Annotated in this window: 14 protein-coding genes and 1 pseudogene; 7 read left to right on the top strand and 8 right to left on the bottom strand. The window is 58.0% G+C overall.

The window, feature by feature from the left end; genetic code table 11:
* Window position 1 precedes the first annotated feature (1 nt).
* Entirely contained in the window at window positions 2–325 is a 324-nt protein-coding gene (qhpC, locus tag QRN31_RS28900; RefSeq protein WP_008145336.1) for a quinohemoprotein amine dehydrogenase subunit gamma, read from the top strand.
* Between the two features lie 25 nt (window positions 326–350).
* Window positions 351–1,469 (top strand): quinohemoprotein amine dehydrogenase subunit beta, encoded by a 1,119-nt coding sequence (gene peaD, locus QRN31_RS28895; protein ID WP_285436147.1) that lies wholly within the window; start codon window positions 351–353, stop codon window positions 1,467–1,469.
* A gap of 130 nt (window positions 1,470–1,599) precedes the next feature.
* Here the strand turns inward: peaD and QRN31_RS28890 are convergent, their stop codons facing one another.
* The gene (locus QRN31_RS28890; RefSeq protein WP_285436145.1) at window positions 1,600–2,004 is read right to left on the bottom strand and encodes a lysozyme inhibitor LprI family protein; all 405 of its coding nucleotides are present in this window, start codon (window positions 2,002–2,004) and stop codon (window positions 1,600–1,602) included.
* Window positions 2,005–2,067: 63 nt separating this feature from the next.
* On the bottom strand, window positions 2,068–2,466 hold the full coding sequence (locus QRN31_RS28885; RefSeq protein ID WP_285436143.1) for a GFA family protein: 399 nt from the start codon (window positions 2,464–2,466) through the stop codon (window positions 2,068–2,070).
* 213 nt (window positions 2,467–2,679) lie between these two features.
* Between QRN31_RS28885 and QRN31_RS28880 the strand changes: the two genes are divergently transcribed.
* Window positions 2,680–3,168, top strand: a complete 489-nt coding sequence (locus tag QRN31_RS28880) for an SRPBCC family protein (protein ID WP_285436141.1) — start codon at window positions 2,680–2,682, stop codon at window positions 3,166–3,168.
* A 586-nt stretch (window positions 3,169–3,754) separates the two neighbouring features.
* On the opposite strand, the gene inhA is transcribed toward QRN31_RS28880, so the two are convergent.
* The gene (inhA, locus tag QRN31_RS28875) at window positions 3,755–4,432 is read right to left on the bottom strand and encodes an isonitrile hydratase (RefSeq protein WP_285436139.1); all 678 of its coding nucleotides are present in this window, start codon (window positions 4,430–4,432) and stop codon (window positions 3,755–3,757) included.
* A 91-nt stretch (window positions 4,433–4,523) separates the two neighbouring features.
* On the opposite strand from inhA, the gene QRN31_RS28870 reads away from it, so the two are divergent.
* Window positions 4,524–5,507 carry a GlxA family transcriptional regulator gene (locus QRN31_RS28870; protein WP_285436137.1) on the top strand — a complete coding sequence of 328 codons (984 nt, stop codon included), beginning with the start codon at window positions 4,524–4,526 and terminating at the stop codon, window positions 5,505–5,507.
* On the opposite strand, the pseudogene QRN31_RS28865 reads toward QRN31_RS28870, so the two are convergent.
* The 5 genes and pseudogenes from QRN31_RS28865 to QRN31_RS28845 form a co-directional block, all read right to left on the bottom strand.
* Window positions 5,476–6,372, bottom strand: a pseudogene (locus tag QRN31_RS28865) (alpha/beta fold hydrolase). The gene QRN31_RS28870 and the pseudogene QRN31_RS28865 sit on opposite strands and share 32 nt — an antisense overlap.
* Window positions 6,373–6,437: 65 nt before the next feature.
* Entirely contained in the window at window positions 6,438–7,472 is a 1,035-nt protein-coding gene (locus QRN31_RS28860; RefSeq protein ID WP_285436136.1) for a hypothetical protein, read from the bottom strand.
* 85 nt (window positions 7,473–7,557) lie between these two features.
* Window positions 7,558–7,941 carry a hypothetical protein gene (locus QRN31_RS28855; RefSeq protein ID WP_285436134.1) on the bottom strand — a complete coding sequence of 128 codons (384 nt, stop codon included), beginning with the start codon at window positions 7,939–7,941 and terminating at the stop codon, window positions 7,558–7,560.
* Between the two features lie 421 nt (window positions 7,942–8,362).
* Window positions 8,363–10,189: a glycoside hydrolase family 15 protein gene (locus QRN31_RS28850; protein ID WP_285436132.1), complete on the bottom strand. Its 1,827-nt coding sequence runs from the start codon at window positions 10,187–10,189 to the stop codon at window positions 8,363–8,365.
* Entirely contained in the window at window positions 10,182–10,982 is an 801-nt protein-coding gene (locus QRN31_RS28845) for a glucose 1-dehydrogenase (protein ID WP_285436130.1), read from the bottom strand. Before QRN31_RS28845 ends, QRN31_RS28850 begins: the two co-directional genes overlap by 8 nt.
* A gap of 533 nt (window positions 10,983–11,515) precedes the next feature.
* Here QRN31_RS28845 and mgtA point away from each other — a divergent pair.
* The 3 genes from mgtA (at window position 11,516) to QRN31_RS28830 (ending at window position 15,518) form a co-directional block, all read left to right on the top strand.
* Window positions 11,516–14,218, top strand: a complete 2,703-nt coding sequence (gene mgtA / locus QRN31_RS28840; protein WP_285436128.1) for a magnesium-translocating P-type ATPase — start codon at window positions 11,516–11,518, stop codon at window positions 14,216–14,218.
* 102 nt (window positions 14,219–14,320) lie between these two features.
* Complete coding sequence (locus tag QRN31_RS28835; RefSeq protein ID WP_285436126.1) at window positions 14,321–14,755, top strand: response regulator; 435 nt, start codon at window positions 14,321–14,323, stop codon at window positions 14,753–14,755.
* Between the two features lie 142 nt (window positions 14,756–14,897).
* Window positions 14,898–15,518, top strand: coding sequence for a response regulator transcription factor (locus QRN31_RS28830; RefSeq protein WP_285436124.1), 621 nt, complete (start codon window positions 14,898–14,900; stop codon window positions 15,516–15,518).
* Window positions 15,519–15,536: the final 18 nt, after the last annotated feature.

Here is a 15,536-nt window from a genome sequence, read left to right as displayed (position 1 = left end):
TATGAAACATCTCAAGGCAATCAATAATAAAGCGCTGAAACTCGATGAGGCCGCGGCCGAAAACCGCATTGAAGAAGTGGTGGCGATGAGTTCCGTCGCCGGCTGCGCCTCGACCACCGACCCGGGTTGGGAGATCGATGCCTTTGGCGGTGTGTCGTCGCTCTGCCAGCCGATGGAAGCCGACCTGTATGGCTGCTCCGATCCGTGCTGGTGGCCGGCCCAGGTGCCGGACATGATGAGCACCTACCCGGACTGGAACAAGGATGCCCAGGCGTCCAACGAAAACTGGCGCAACCTCGGGACTGTCTTTCCAAAAGACAAGTGATCGGACAGAGAAGAAGGATTCCAGCATGCATCGCATCAAAGCCTGCGGCCTGGCCGCATTTGCCGTCCTGAGCGTCTGTTCGTTCAACGTTCTGGCCGATGAAAACACTGCGCTACAAGATGGTCACGAGTACATGTTGACCACCAATTACCCGAACAACCTGCACGTCATCGATCTGGCGACCGACACCGTGTTCAAGACCTGCAAGATGCCGGACGCCTTCGGGCCCGGCACCATCCAGTTGTCGCCGGACCGCAAGACCGCTTACGTGTTGAACAACCACTACGCCGATGTCTACGGCGTCGAACTGGACAGTTGCAAGCAGGTGTTCCACGCCAGCATCACGCAGAAACCGGGGGAGAAGGCGCGGTCGATGTTCGCCTTCACCCTCAGCCATGACGGCAAGGAACTGTTCACCATTGCCAACCCGACGTTGATGCTCAATGACCGCTATGAGGTGCAGCAGCCGCGGCTCGACGTGTACGCCACCGACGCCGGCATGGACGCCAAACCCGTGCGCAGCTTCCCGGCGCCGCGGCAACTGACCATCATGCAAAGCGGTGACGACGGTACGCTGTACGTGGCCGGGGCGGATGTCTACAAGGTTGACGTGAAAACCGGCAAGTTCGACGTGCTGATCCCCAGCCGTCACTGGAAACGTGCGAACTACGCCGCGCCGGACGTGCTCTATGTGTGGAACCAGCAAACTTACCGCCATGACTTCTCGCTGCTCTACACCACCGCAAAATTCAAGGACAAGAAGCAGGATCCACTGACCGCCGAGTACCTGTACGGGCTGTTCAGCATTGACCTGAAAACCGGCAAGACCGAAACCACCGACTTCGGTCCCCTGACGGAAATCTATTTCAGCGGCATGCGTTCACCCAAGGACCCGAACCTGATGTACGGCGTGCTCAACCGTCTGGCCAAGTACGACATCAAGGAGAAGAAAATGCTGCAGTCCGCGACGCTGGATCATTCCTACTACTGCATTTCCTTCAACAAGGACGGCAGCAAGATCTACCTGGCGGGGACGTTCAATGACGTGGCGATCTTTGATGCCGACAGCCTGAAGCAGATCGGCAGCATCAAGATGCCGGGCGGGGATATGGCGATTACCACGGCGCAGATATTTGTCCGGTAACTGCGACGCTTGAACTGACGCCATCGCGAGTTGGCTCGCTCCCACATCGACCGATGTTTACCGGTTAAATGTGGGCGCGAGCCTGGTCCGGGCGGCGATCCGACGATAGGTCCCGTAGGTCTTTGGAGCATCAAGCCCCCGGCACCGGGCAGCTCAAATCCCCCTCCTGACATTTCAAGTAATTCCTGAAAGTCTGCACCCGCGCCTTGGTCAGCTCAGTGACGCAGTTGCTGTAGATCAGCGGATAAGCACTCCCGCCCTCGACCCCAGCGCTCGAGAACGTGCACTCGGCATCCCGAAACGCAACCCACGAACGCTGCGCGCTGACCAACAGCTTCTTGCTGTCCGGAGTGCTCTTCAAACGGTTGGTAATCTGCTGGTAAAGCGCATTCAACTCCTTGTCAGCCGCCTTGTTCTGCTGCGCCGCACACTGGTTCATCGTGGCCTGGTCAGTGGCGTTGTCGCAGTCTGCGGCATGGGTGACGGTGCTGAGCAGCAGCAATGGCGTCAGCGCCAGAAGGAAGCGTGGGTGCATGGGGTAGGCTCGCTGTGACATGGGAGGTTCGGCGCATTGTAGCGCCCTGGAATATCCGGGAATCTACACCTGCCATTCGGGGTATTTTTGAATCGATTGATGTTCAAGCCACGGCACGTCATGTGAGGTCCAGATATGGGCTTGAGGCGTCATGCCCGGATCATCATCCAGCGTGGCCACACGAATGATGACGTGAGGCTGGGCCAGGCGCTCCGCCATCAAGTGTGAGCCGCAGACCGAACAGAAATGCCGCAGCTTGCCCGGTGAGGATTCATAGCTGTTCAGCAGAGGCTGGCCCTTGATCCAGCGAAAGTGTTCGCGCATCACCCCGGCTGTCGATGCAAATGCCGCTGCGTGTGCTTTACGGCAGGTTTGGCAGTGGCAGTGGCTGATGGGCATGTCGAGGTTGTCGAGTTCGTACTCGATGGCTTTGCATAAACAGCTGCCATGCAGGCTTTTCATCGCGTGGGTCCTGTCCAGTGAATCTCGTTTGTATGAATGACGGCGCTGTGCACGTTAGCAGTTTCATTGATTGACCAACGTTCCACGCCAGAACTTAGCAGCGCAAATGCGGCCGAATATTACAGGCACACTTGATAACAACTCCCCGTTGATACAACTTTAAGGTTGGTCTTGTGGTCTTACAGGCCTACTGTTCAGTACAGGAGGTGGCTTATGAACCCTGCATCAGATCGCATTGAAAGGAAGATTTTGCTCAAAGTGCCGCGTTCGAAGGTGTGGCGCGTGGTGGCCAATGCCGAAGCCTTTGGGCAGTGGTTTGGCGTTTCGCTGGAGGGCAAGCGTTTTGTCGCCGGTGAATGGACCCAGGGGCAGATCACGTACCCCGGCTATGAGCACTTGCTGTGGAATGTGTTAGTGGAACGGGTCGAGCCCGAGCGGGTGTTTTCCTTTCGCTGGCACCCCTATGCGGTGGAGCCGGAGGTCGATTACTCCCAGGAACCCACGACCTTGGTGAAATTCGAGCTCGAAGACATGGATGACGGCACCTTGCTGAAGGTTACCGAGTCCGGTTTCGACCACATCCCGCAATCACGCAGGCTCAAGGCGTTCCGCATGGACAGCCGTGGTTGGGATGAGCAGATGAACAATATCGAAGAATTTCTCAAGACCAGCACCAAGGCCCGCGAGCGTCAGGAAGAGTGACGGCGGTGGCAATGGCCTGATGTTCGCCTGACAGCGCAAAGTCAGCTACAAACCGCAGAAACCGGGGTTTGAAGGCTGGATACCTTAGCCGTCTAAGGGTTTACGGAAGGGTGGCTATAGCGAATGTCTTACACGCGATGGTAGCTATGTCGTCTATTGCACATTGGATCCGAAGCGTAATCTAGCCTCATCAACTGAAGCACAGGAAGTGCTCCAGGATCATGGATGATCGACCATTAGCAAGGATTCGCTGCCGACAGGGAGTCGATATGGTCTTGGGAAAACCCGCTTCGGCGGGTTTTTTTTCGTCTGCTGAAAACTGCGGTCTCCTGGAACTGCCTCCTTCGACAGGCAAAGGCACGCAGGTTTTTGACGTCAGTGGTCAAACGCTTACACCCGCTAACGGGTATGTCGTCTTTTTATACTTCATCGATGCCGTTAATCTGGATCCATCAACTGAAGCACAGGGAGTGCTCAGGATCACGGATGATCGACCATTGGCCAGGATGGCTGCCGACAGGATGTCGAAAATGGTCTTGAGAAACCCGCCTAGGCGGGTTTTTTTTCGCCTGTGAAAAAGTACGACCTACAGCCTGGCCGCTGCTCGTTCGGTAATCTGCGTCCGTTGCTGGAGCGACGGTGCCGCACGCCGTTGCGCTTCCGCCAGGACACCCGGCGGCGCTGTGTCAGGGCTGCCTGACTGGAACGGTGGTGCCGGCGCGTATTCCAGTTGCAACTGCACCAGTTCGGCCGTGTCTTTATCGAACAATTCGGCTGCCAGGGTCAGGGCAAAGTCGATCCCAGCGGTAATCCCGCCGCCGGTCAGCAGGTTGCCATCGCGCACCACCCGATCCATCACCGGGATCGCCCCCAACGGTGCCAACAGTTCGTGATAAGCCCAGTGAGTGGTCGCGCGTTTACCCTTGAGCAGACCTGCCGCACCGAGCACCAGCGCCCCGGTGCAAACCGACGTGACGTACCGTGCATTCGCGGCCTGGGCCTTGATAAAGGCCAGCGTCTGCTGATCTTCCATCAACGGTCCGACGCCGCTGCCACCGGGGATGCAGATCACATCCAGCGCCGGGCAATCGTCGAAGGTCGTGGTCGGTTTCAGCACCAGCCCCGTGCTCGCGGTGACCGGCACCAGGTCCTTCCAGATCAGATGCACCTTCACGTCCGGCAGTGAGGCCAGCACGTCGTAAGGGCCTGTGAGGTCCAGTTGTTGAACCTGTGGAAACAACAGAAAACCGATCTGCAACGTCATGGCGTTTTTCTCATGAAGTGGGGTGGACGACTTCACTTTAGGCTCGTAGGATCTGGCGCATACGCCAATCACCCCACGAATTACGCCAATCATGCCGAAAACCATTCATGTGCTCGCGTTCGCCAATGTGCAATTGCTGGATGTCACCGGGCCGTTGCAGGTGTTCGCCTCGGCCAACGACATCGCCCGCCAGCACGGTGTGCCGCCGCCCTATGCACCGACAGTGATTGCCAGTGGCGGCGGGGCGGTGATGTCGTCGGCGGGATTGGCGCTGCTGGCCGAACCGTTGCCCGAGCAAGGCAGCGATACTTTGATCATCGCGGGCGGCTGGGGCGTGTATGCCGCAGCGGAAGACGCACCGTTGGTAGCGTGGGTGCGAGAACACGCGAAGGCTTGTCGGCGGGTTTCGTCAGTCTGCACCGGGGCCTTTTTGCTGGCGGCGAGTGGCTGGCTCGACGGTCGGCGTGTCGTCACCCACTGGACCCGCTGCGAGCAGTTGGCGCAGAAGCATCCGCAACTGCGGGTCGAACCCAATCCCATCTTTATCAACGACGGTCCGGTGTGGACCTCGGCCGGGGTCACCGCGGGCATCGACCTGGCGTTGGCGATGGTCGAAGCAGACCTGGGCCGCACGATGGCCTTGGAAGTCGCGCGACAATTGGTGGTTTTTCTCAAGCGGCCGGGTGGCCAGTCGCAGTTCAGCGTGACCTTGTCCCTGCAAAAGGAAGGCAGCCGGTTCGACGAGCTGCACGCCTGGATCAGCGAAAACCTGACCAAAGACCTCGGCATTCCGACCCTGGCGCTGCAGGCGGGCATGAGCGAACGCAGTTTCGTGCGTCACTATCGCGCTGACACAGGCCAGACCCCGGCCCGGGCCATTGAACTGATCCGGGTCGAGACGGCGCGCCGGTTACTCAGCGACACCGGCGTGCCGATCAAACGCATTGCCGTACAGTGCGGATTCGGCAGCGAAGAAACGTTGCGCCGTAGCTTTCTGCGGGGGATGGGCGTAACGCCACAAGCCTATCGCGAACGGTTTTCCGTCAGCCCTTCAGCAGATCCAGTAATGCCTTGAGCATCGCTTCAGGTGCTTCTTCGGGGATGTTATGTCCCACGCCTGCCAGCACTCTTCGCTCGTAGCGCCCGGTGAAATGCTCGGCGTCTTCGTCTATTTCCGGCGCTGGGCCAACGCCATCGTCGGCGCCACACAGTGAGATCGTTGGTACGCTGATGGCCGGTTGTCGGGTCAATGCCTCTTCCATCCATTCCAGCGCCGGGTCGCCGGGCACGTACATGAATCGATGGCGATAGGAGTGAATCACCACGTCGACAAAGTCCGGATTGTCGAAGGCCGGGGCGCTCAGCGGATATAACCCGGGGCCTTTGGCCCAAGTGGGTGACCACAACTTCCAGAGCAGTTCACACAAGTCACGACGATTGTTCGTCAGGCCTTCGACCCCGCGCGGGGTGTGGAAATAGTACTGATACCAGGGGCGATGCTCGGATGCCGGGTCCAGCGGCCGCACCGAATTCGGGATGTCCTAGAGGTTGTAACCGTCGCCGGTCACCAGGCAACGAACTCGCTGCGGCCACAACGCGGCCACAATGCACGCCACCCGACCGCCCCAGTCGTAACCGCACAGGGCGGCCTGAGGGATGGTGAGCGCGTCCATCAGGTCGAGCAAATCCTGGGCGAGCGCGGCTTGCTGACCGGAGCGCAGAGTATCGGGGCTGTTGAAACGGGTCGGGCCGTAACCGCGCAAATACGGGACGATTACGCGGTAACCCTCGGCGGCGAGGGCGGGGGCGATTTCGTCGTAGGCTCGTGGGGAGTAGGGGAAGCCGTGGAGAAGGATCACGGGCTCGCCGGACGTAGAGCCATGTGCTTCGTAAGCAATTTGCAGCGTTAACGTCTGAATAATATGTTTAGAGTTAAACAGTTCGTTCACGGCAGGCTCCACAGAGTGACTGCCGTAAACATTAGCTCATCATTGCTTTCGGGACATCATTCGTTCGGAAAGACATCATAGGAAAATATTTTTATATCCTTTCTATCAATGGGGTATTTGGTTCTTTGGATCTTTATCATGATGACGTCGTCACCTTTCCAAAGTATCCAAGGTTCTTTCAATGAACACGTTTGCGTGGAAAGCTGTTCTGTTTTTGAAGGGTTTTTTGATTTGAAATAGTCACAAATCTCTCCATTCAATATGATCTCGTTGGCACGAAAGCTACCTTGTCCAAGTATATGCATGACGCCTTTGGGGATGGTTGCAATGCTTTGTGTGCTCAGGAATATGCTGGCCAGTAATAGTCCGGCACCGACACTGGCTTCTTTCAATCCGAAGTCTTCGAAAGAGGCGACAAATAAGTTATATAGCACTGTCATTGTCAGCGCCGAAAATAGATAAAAACGTGTCATCATTTCACGCTCTTCAGCGTTCTTTATATCCTCTACGCCATGCATCGCAATATTGATTAACATGAAGGTGCAGATGCTAAGTACAAATCCATTGCAGATAAATGCCAATATATGACGCCCAATTTTCTCATCACCAATAAGCGAAAAAAACCATAATAGAACTGAAAAAGCCAAGCCCATGGCAAACCATTGAAAGTGCTTCGGGTAAAGCGTCATGCAAAGTGCCAGGATTAGTAGCGCCAACGGTAGAACGCCCTGCCGAATGGCGAGGTATTTGAAGCGCTGTTTTCTTTCCCCTGTGATTGAGTCACCCAGCATCTCTTTCCATATCAACGCTGGGAGAATAAAAAGCCCCGCTAATATCAGCGAAAACCCCACTCCAATGACTAAAGCGGAAAAGATCAACATGACCGAGTCTGTAATTGATATTTTTGGGGTGTAATTGATGTGGGAGAAATAGATGAAGAAAATCATCAGTCCCGATAGTAGGCTGATGGCGTAATAAGTCTTGCGTGTGTCTTCTGAGAGAAATGATTGAAGTGTTGTATTAAAGTACTGTCTGGCTGTCGTGGGTGTAGGCGATGTGACGGATTCTAGGTCTGTTGAAATGGAGGTCATTGATAACTCGAAGTCGGTAGTTGTGTTGAGTTGATAATGGGGGGTTAAGTTGCTATTCGCTGATTAGCTTACGAAAGCGACGGACTTAGACTTCCGCCACTTGATTGAAGTATTTCGACCGGTCCGGTGTAAACGTCACCACCATCCTGGTCCGTGAACAGGTCAGCGCCCGCTCTTTATCCAGATCAACATCCAGATCTTCTCCGCGCAAACCCTGCCACTGGGCGAGGTATTTGAGGGATCCGTATTTTTCAAGTTTCTTCAGGCTGCGGCTGACGCCACCTTTCCAACCCAGTACCGGCAGCTCGCCGACAAGGCAGCGTTGGGCGAGTTCGGGGAATCGGGCGGCACGTTGGCGGCCGATTTCCCAGCATTTGATCAGGCCTTTGTCGTGGTCTTCCCACAATTCATCGCGGTTCAGACCTGACCGCAGGGGAGAGTCGATGGGGCGGTGGATGCGTTGAGTCATTCTGGTTCCTTGAATTCGGGTTTTGTTGGACAGCTCCGCTGTACCCGTTGAGCGTCGATGGTAGGTGGGGTTGTTACAGCTGGCAACAAGGTATTTTTGGGTGTAGGAACCAAGTGTCGGACAGGTAAACAGCAATGGTTGTTTAGTCAATGTAGGGAAATGGCCTGCACGCCTCATGGTGAGGCGTGTTTATTCAGTCTGGCCGCGTTTAAGCGTGCGGCGAGCAAATAGTGGTCCTACAAACGGCACTCTGAAACGGGAAGTTTCCGACAGGCTCTGTCGGTTGCAGATGAGGCGTTCAGTCAGTCTTGTGTTGAGGCTGATGGCCCTATCGCGAGCAGGCTCGCTCCCACATTGGATCTATGGCGTGACACAAATCCACTGTGGGAGCGAGCCTGCTCGCGATAGGGGCGACGCCTTCTCAAGGCTGCCAGTAATTTTTCTCCCCACTCAATTTCCGATCAAGAAAACACGCCGCACTGATCAATGCCAGATGCGTCAACGCTTGCGGCGTATTTCCCAGATGACGCGCCTGGCTGTCGAACTCTTCGGCATACAAGCCCAGCGGGTTGGCGTACCTCAGCAGCTGTTCGAACTCCAGATGCGCCTTTTCCACGCGACCCGCCCGGGCCAGGCATTCGACGTACCAGAATGAACACGCGGCGAAGGCGCCTTCCGTGCCGTCCAGGCCATCGATCTGACTGTCATCGTTGCGATAGCGATAGACCATGCCGTCACGCACCAGGGTTTTTTCAATCGCATCGAGGGTGGCGAGCCAGCGCGGATCCTTGGCGCTGACGAAGCGCACCAGCGGCATCAGCAACATCGAGCCATCCAGCGCGGTGCCGCCGATGTGCTGGACGAAATGCCCGCGTTCTTCGTTCCAGAAGTTTTCCCAGATGTCGGCGTAGATGGCCTGGCGGGTCTGGTCCCAGCGGGCGAACGGGGCGGGCAGCGAGCGCTTCGAAGCGAGGCGAATGGCCCGGTCCAGAGCAACCCAGCACATCAGTCGCGAATGCAGAAAATGATGCTGCTCGCCGCGCATTTCCCAGATGCCCACGTCCTGTTGCTGCCAGGTTTCGCAGACCTGATCCACAACTTCCACCGCGTGTTTCCAGCCCTCATGGGAGATGGCGTCGCCGTATTTGTTGACCAGGTACACCGCGTCCATCAGCTCGCCGAAGATATCGAGCTGGACCTGATCGTAAGCCTGGTTGCCGATCCGCACCGGCGTCGCGCCGCCATGGCCGGACAGGTGCGACAGTTCGGTTTCCGGCAGTTCCTGGCGGCCGTCGATGGCATAGAGGATGTTGAGTTTCATGGAATTGCCGTGGCAATCACTGACCCGCCCGCGCAACCAACTCATGTAGGCATTGGCCTCGTCGACATAACCCAGGCGCATGAAGGCGTAGACGGTGAACGAGGCGTCGCGGATCCAGGTGTAGCGGTAGTCCCAGTTGCGTTCGCCGCCTGGGGATTCCGGCAAGCCGAATGTGGCGGCGGCGAGGATTGCGCCGTGTTTGCGTGAGGTCAGCAGCTTCAGTGCCAAGGCCGAGCGGTTGACCATTTCTCGCCAGCGGCCGCGGTAGCTGGATTTGCCGGTCCAGTCGCGCCAGAATTTCATTGTGCGCTCCATGCACAGCGCGGCGGAGCCTTCCTTGAAGCGCGGATCATCGAGTCCGCCGAGCAGGAACTCGGCGCACTGGTCTTGTTTAAGGGTGAACTCGGCCACCGCCGCGTTGCCGTCAATCTGCACAAGCTGATCCGAGGCGAGCCGCATGGACGGCTGGCCGTCGGCCTCGAAGATCACGTCCTGTTCATCAAGACGGGTGCGGGTGTTGGCGCGGGCGTAGTCATGACGCACCGCGCAGCGCATGCGAAACGTTGCCTGGCCGCTGACCACACGAACACGGCGCATCAGCAGCGGCAGATCATCTTCGCTATCGCCGATGGGGAGCAGGTCGGTGATTTCGACCACGGCGCGCTCGCTGAGCCAGCGGGTTTGCAACACGTTGGTATCGGGCAGGTAAATCTGCTCGCGACGCGCATCAGGCAAGTCCGGTGACAACTGAAAAATCCCGGCCTCAGGCGTGTCCAGCAACGAGCAGAAAATCGACGGACTGTCGAACTCCGGCCAGCAGAAAAAATCCACGCTGCCCCGGTCATTGACCAGTGCTGCGCTGCGCATGTCGCCGATGATGCCGTGGGCGTCGATGGCGCTTTGTCGTTCGGGATGATGATCAGCCATTGCCGCGAAACTCCGGATAGAGGCTCATGCCGCCGTCGATGAACAGCGTGGTACCGACGATGTAGTCGGAGGCATCGGAAGCGAGGAAAACCACCGCATTGGCGACATCCTCGACATCACCAACCCGGCCATAAGGGATAAGTTTGAGCAACTCCTGCTCAGCCGCGCCTTCGGTGGCGGCGCGATTGATTGCGGTGCGAATCGCCCCCGGCGCGATGCCGTTGATGCGGATGCGCTGGTGGCTGACTTCCTGGGCGAGCGTTTGCATCAGCATGTCGACACCGCCCTTGGAGGCTGCGTAGTTGACATGTCCAGCCCAGGGAATGCGTTGGTGCACCGAGCTCATATGGATGATTTTACCGGCGGCCCGGGACACGCCTTCACGAACACCCTGGCGGTTGAAAATGCGCAGGGCGGCGCGGGCGCAGAGGAACTGTCCGGTGAGGTTGACGCCGATCACCTGGTTCCAGTCGGCGAGGCTCATCTCCACGGCAGGTGCATCTTTTTGCATACCCGAATTGGCCACCAGAATGTCCAGCGAACCGAAGGCTTCGAGGGTGTGTGCGAACAAGCGTTCGACCTCTTGTTCTTTTGAAACATCAGCGCCAATGGCAATCGCCCGACCGCCTTCAGCGATGATCTGCCGGGCCAGTTCTTCGGCGGGTTCAGCCTCGGAGTTGTAATTGAGCACCACCGCAGCACCGGCATCGGCCAGGGCCTTGGCGCACCCTGCGCCGATGCCGGAACTGGCACCGGTCACCAGGGCGACTTGTTGCTTGAGGGAAATCTGCATCAGCGTTGGCGCCTTGAAGTGAGGGCTTATTTAGCTGACTGGCGGGTGATGTCGAGAGTTCACGTCGAACCATGAAAGTTTCGTCAGTTGGTTATTCTGCGCAGCACAGGATCTACAGTCGCTGGCGACGCAGCGGCTCAAGGGGGCGATCTGACCTCTATCCTGAACCCTTCCTGAAGAACCCTTCAATTCCCCAATCCGGCGCCTTGGCATCGTTTACTCTGTGGAAATCGGGGCGTAAGCTTCGCGCGTTTTCATCCATTACGGAGACCCACAGTGGGTACTTGTTCGAGTGACAGTAGTCGGCCGGTTTTGATAACCGGCACCTTCCCGGCAAGATAACGCGCCACCTGTGTGCCGTTGTCTCGCCTGATAGCGAGCAGCGGCCTCCCGATCGCAGTCAGTCCTGACCTGCGTCCCGATGCCCCTCTCTTCGATGCTGAACCGTGTGTGGTGTTCGACTTTGCCGTCGACATCGCAGCGACTTGACACGCCTGCTCGACGGTTTCCTGGCCGACCCTGGGGGAACTGCCATGAACCTGACCCTGCTCAAAGAATTCTTCGCCGGATTCTTGCGCACCCGCCACATTGCCCGGCACTTCCGTCGCCTGGCGCTGCTGGAAAGCTTCACCGACCTCCCTGTCAGCCGCGAAGTGCCGCCGACGCTCGCGCAAACCCTGGTCAGCGCCGCCAACAGCGACACCGGTCAACTGCTGAACAACCTCGGTAGCCACACCGACGGCCTGAGCGAACTCGAAGCCGACACCCTGCGCGAGCAGTTTGGCCTCAACGAGGTCGAGCACGAGCAACCGCTGCCGTGGTGGACCCATTTTTGGCACTGCTACAAAAACCCGTTCAACCTGCTGCTGACCTTGCTGGCGGTCATCTCCTGGCTGACCGAGGACATGAAAGCCGCCGTCGTGATTTTCTCGATGGTGGTGCTCTCGACCTTGCTGCGCTTCTGGCAGGAAACCAAATCCAACCAGGCCGCCGACGCCCTCAAGGCGATGGTCAGCAACACCGCCACGGTGCTGCGCGGGGATGCGTTGCGCAGCGAAGTGCCGATCAAGCAATTGGTCCCGGGGGATCTGATCGTCTTGTCGGCCGGCGACATGATTCCTGCCGATTGCCGGGTGCTCAGCGCCAAGGACCTGTTCGTCAGCCAGGCGGCGATGACCGGTGAATCGATGCCGGTGGAAAAATTCCGCCACCAGCAGAACGGCGATACGCACAATCCTCTGGACCTGGACAACATTCTGTTCATGGGCACCAACGTGGTGTCCGGCACGGCCATCGCGGTGATTCTGACCACCGGTAACAACACCTATTTCGGCGCCCTGGCCCAACGGGTCGGCGCCACGGATCGCGCACCGACTTCATTCCAGACCGGGGTCAACAAAGTCAGCTGGCTGCTGATTCGCTTCATGTTCGTCATGGCGCCGCTGGTGCTGTTCATCAACGGTTTCACCAAGGGTGACTGGACCCAGGCGCTGCTGTTCGCGCTGTCGATTGCCGTGGGCCTGACCCCGGAAATGCTGCCGATGATCGTGACCTCGACCCTGGCCAAGGGCGCGGTGTTCCTGTCGCGCAAAAAGGTCATCGTCAAACGCCTCGACGCGATCCAGAACTTCGGTGCCATGGACGTGCTGTGCACCGACAAGACCGGTACCCTGACCCAGGACAAGATCTTTCTGGCGCGCAACGTCGACGTCTGGGGCAACGACTCCGATGACGTGCTGGAAATGGCTTACCTCAACAGCTACTACCAGACCGGCCTGAAAAACCTGCTGGACGTGGCGGTGCTCGAACACGTGGAAATCCACCGTGAGCTGAAAGTCGGCACCGCCTTTCGCAAGGTCGATGAAATTCCGTTCGACTTCACCCGCCGGCGCATGTCAGTGGTGGTTGCCGAGCGTGATCAACCGCACCTGCTGATTTGCAAAGGAGCGGTGGAAGAAGTGTTGGCGGTGTGCACCCGGGTGCGCCATGGCGAAGCCGACGAAGCACTGACCGATGAACTGCTGGCGCGCATTCGTCAGGTTACTGCGGCGTTCAACGCCGAAGGCTTGCGGGTGGTGGCCGTGGCCGCGCGGTCGATGATCGAAGGCGGGGATACCTACAGTCTGGCGGATGAACAGGCACTGACGCTGATTGGTTACGTGGCGTTCCTTGATCCGCCCAAAGAAAGCACCGCGCCTGCGCTCAAGGCCCTGGCGGCTCACGGCGTGGCGGTCAAAGTGCTGACCGGCGACAACGAACTGGTGACCGCCAAGATCTGCCGCGAAGTCGGCCTGGAGCAACAAGGCCTGCTGATGGGCAATGACATCGAGCGCATGAGCGACGCGCAGTTGGCGGTGGCGGTCGAGACCACCAACGTCTTCGCCAAACTCACGCCTTCACACAAGGAGCGCATCGTGCGCCTGCTCAAAGGCAACGGTCATGTGGTCGGTTTCATGGGCGACGGCATCAATGACGCCCCGGCCCTGCGCACCGCCGATATCGGTATTTCGGTGGACAGTGCCGTGGACATCGCCAAGGAAGCGGCGGACATCATCCTGCTGGAAAAGAGCCTGATGGTGCTGGAGGAGGGCGTGCTGGAAGGGCGCCGCACGTTCGCCAACATGCTCAAGTACATCAAGATGACCGCCAGTTCCAACTTCGGCAACGTGTTCTCGGTGCTGGTGGCCAGCGCGTTCATTCCGTTCCTGCCAATGCTGCCGATGCACCTGCTGGTGCAAAACCTGCTCTACGATATTTCGCAAATCGCCATCCCGTTCGATAACGTCGACGACGAAATGCTCAAACAACCACAACGCTGGCAGCCGGCGGACGTTGGGCGCTTCATGCTGTTTTTCGGCCCGATCAGTTCGATCTTCGACATCACCACGTTTGCCTTGATGTGGTACGTGTTCGACGCCAACACCCCGGATCACCAGACCCTGTTCCAGTCCGGCTGGTTCGTGGTCGGGTTGCTGACCCAGACGTTGATCGTGCACATGATCCGCACGCCGAAAATCCCGTTCCTGCAAAGCCGCGCAGCCACGCCGCTGCTGGTGATGACCGGGGTCATTATGGCTGTGGGCATTTTCCTGCCGATGGGACCGCTGGCGCATTACTTCAAACTGCAGGCACTGCCGTCGCTGTACTTTGTGTTCCTGCCGGTGATTCTGCTGGCTTACATGGGGCTGACCCAGGCCGTGAAGGGGTTCTACATTCGTCGGTTCGGTTGGCAGTAACGGCGGTGGCCACGGACTTTTAGGAAAAGTCCTACAGAAACCTTCGTGCATCTCCCGTAGCCTCCTGCGCCTCCAACATCCGCCATATCCAGGGAGGCTACGATGCCGAACAAAGCGCTGCGTATCCTGATCGCCGACGAGCAGCATTTCCACCGGATGAAAATCGAGCGGCTGTTCAACCTACTCGGCTATTACCGGGTGGCGCCCGTGCAGGGCCTTGCGCCCATGTTGTGCCTGGTCGAGTACGGTTGCGAACCGTTCGATCTGGTGGTCGTCAATGCCTCGCTGGTCTGCGGCGAACTGGATGTGCTCGGCTACTTCCTCGATAACCGGCAAGTGCGCAACGCACTGATTTTCGACGGTCAGCGGGCGCAGTTGCCGCCGACCCCGGCGGTTGGAACGCAAAGGGTTCAGGTCAGCCACGCACCTCTGCCTGATTTGACGTGCATCCAGCGGCTGATGACGATGATCGATCCACCGCTGAGCGAAGACCAATACCCTTGGCTGAGCGTGCGATCTGCGCAGACTGCCGGTTGATTCGCTATTACCGTTCGTCGCCACTGTCATTTCTTACAGGTAGATTCCTGCTTTCGCCCATGCAAGAGTCTTGGCGCAGCCGTAGCGTCTGCCACGTCTTTGTCCGGCGGGCATTCGTCGAGTCTTTGCACAGGGAGTTGCCATGAAGTCAGTGCTGATTGCCGACGATCATCCTGTGGTTCGCGCTGCAGTGATGCTTGTACTCGAGCAGGAAGGTTTCAAGCGGATTCATGAAGCGGCCAGCGTTGGCGAGGCGTTGTCGATATTGCGTGAGCATACGGTCGATCTGGTCATTCTGGATCTGGTCATGCCCGGCGGGAACGGGCTGGATGTGTTGGAGCGAATCAAAGGCAACCAATGGAAGTGTGTGGTGCTGGTATTCACCTCCCTGGATCCGTTGTTCTTTCAAGAACGCTGCATGCGCGCCGGGGCCTTGGCGTATGTCTCCAAGACCAACAACTTGGGTCAATTGCACAAAGCCGTGCAAGCAGTTATTTCTGGGTATACCTATTTCACGCAGCTGTCCGCCGGGTCGCTGGATACGGTGCAACACAGCGAAAGACAGATGATCGACAATCTTTCCAACCGAGAGTTGACCATCCTGCAATACCTGGCCCGGGGGGTTAAAAACAAGGAAATTGCTGAACTCATGCACTTGAGCCACAAGACCGTCAGCACCTACAAGACCCGTCTGATCGAAAAACTGCGGCTGAACTCGGCGGTGCATCTGCGCGACTTCGCCATACGCAATCACTTGATCTGAGTGCGCTGACCGTGCGTT

Origin of the sequence: Pseudomonas sp. fls2-241-R2A-110 (genome assembly GCF_030209165.1) — a bacterium.
In the GTDB taxonomy this organism is placed as follows: Bacteria; Pseudomonadota; Gammaproteobacteria; order Pseudomonadales; family Pseudomonadaceae; genus Aquipseudomonas.
Note: the sequence above shows the minus strand (reverse complement) of the source record. Positions and strands in the feature narration are given on the sequence as shown.